Below are 1,633 nucleotides of genomic sequence, written 5' to 3'. Positions count from 1 at the left end.
GTGTTCGGCGGACGTCAGCGGCGGGAGCGCCGCGCCGCCACCAGCAGGCCACCGAGGGCGAGGAGCAACACGGTGACCAGCAGCGCCGGCTTCGGGCTGCCGGTGCCCGTGGGCGGCAGCGGAGGCCGGGTCGTCGGGCTGGGGCTCGGGCTCGGCAGCCTGCGGACCGTGGTGCTGGTCGAGCAGTTGCCGCTCGTGCTCACCGCTGCCCGCCGCGCGCCGGGCCCGCCACCGTTCCCGCCGTCGGAGCAGTTGGACCCGTCGGCGGACACCCGGTTGACGAGCGTCGCGCCACCGGCCCCGGGCTTCACGGTGACGGTGTAGCTGAGCGTCGCCGTCGCTCCGGGCCGGAGGTCGAGCGTCCACGTCAGGCGAGGCGCCGCGTAGGCCGTCCGCCCGGTGTCGGCGCGGGCGTCCAGACCGTAGACCGCTCCGTCCAGGACCCCGGAGAGGTCGTCGGTGACGACGGCGCCGAAGTACGTGCCACTGGCCCGGTTGGTGGCGGTGACGGTGTACGTGACCCGGTCACCGGCCTTCGGGTCCGTCGGCGTCGCGTGCTTGCTGAGCAGCAGGTCGTGCCGAACGGTGATCGGCACGGTCGGGGTGGCCACCGCGGTGCGGTCGGTCGCGTCAGGATCCGGCCCGCCCGTCACCACCACCGTGTTGACCGGGACGGCCGTGACCTCCGCGTCCAGCGTGCCGGTGAGCGTCCAACCCACCGTCCCGCCGACCGGGATCTCCACGGCGGGGCAGGTGGCCGTCCCGCCGGTGATCGGGCAGGCGGTTCCGTCGTCCGCCGCCATCGAGGCGTCGTTCACCGCTGCGGGCACCCGGTCCGTGACAACCACGTCACGGGCCACGGACGGGCCCCGGTTGGTCACCGAGACCTGCCACTGGATCCGCTGCCCGGGCACGACCGGATCGGTCAGCAGAACCTTGGAGACCGAGAGGCGGGCCTCCTGCACCGGCTCGCCCGACGGGCTGGCGACGGCGGTGTGCGTCGGCGTGGCCGGATCGGGCCCGCCGGTCACGGTGACGGTGTTGGTCGGCGTGACGGCGGCATCAGGGCCGAGCGTGCCGGTCAGGGTCCAGGTCCGCGTCTCCCCGGCCGCGATCTCCACGGCCGGGCAGGTCGCCGTCCCGCCGGTGATCGGGCAGGCGGTTCCGTCGTCCGCCGTCATCGTGGCGCCGTCGACCCCTGCGGGCACCGGGTCGGTGACGACGACGTTCCGGGCCCGCGACGGACCGTTTTTGACCACGGTCCCCCGCCACTGCACCGTCCGCCCGGGCACCACCGGATCGGTCACCAGCACCTTGGAGACCGTCAGCTTCGCCTGCGGCGACGGGGAGCCGGTGGGCGAGGCGACGGCGGTGTGCGTGGGTGTGGCCGGGTCGGGTCCGCCGGTGACCACCACCGTGTTGGTCGGCGTGACGGTGGCGTCCTGGGCCAGCGTGCCGCTCAGCGTGTACGAGGCCGTCTCCCCGACCTCCAGGTCGATCGCCGGGCAAGTGGCGGTACCACTCGCGACCGGGCAGGCGGTGCCGTCCTCGTCCGACACCATCGAGGCCCCCGACACCCCGTCCGGGACCCGGTCCGTGACGACGACGTTCCGGGCCCGCGACGGACCGTTGT

At 74.6% G+C, this 1,633-nt stretch carries 1 pseudogene; it reads right to left on the bottom strand.

Features of this window, described 5'->3' with window-relative positions:
• Positions 1-14: 14 nt before the first annotated feature.
• A pseudogene (locus tag VR45_RS29815) lies at positions 15-1,633 on the bottom strand (DUF11 domain-containing protein); the annotation flags it as partial.

The sequence above is a fragment of the Streptomyces sp. NRRL S-495 genome, from assembly GCF_000966955.1.
GTDB classification, from domain to species: Bacteria; Actinomycetota; Actinomycetes; order Streptomycetales; family Streptomycetaceae; genus Kitasatospora; species Kitasatospora purpeofusca.
The sequence above is the reverse complement of the archived record's forward strand: the minus strand, read 5'-3'. Positions and strand labels throughout refer to the sequence as shown.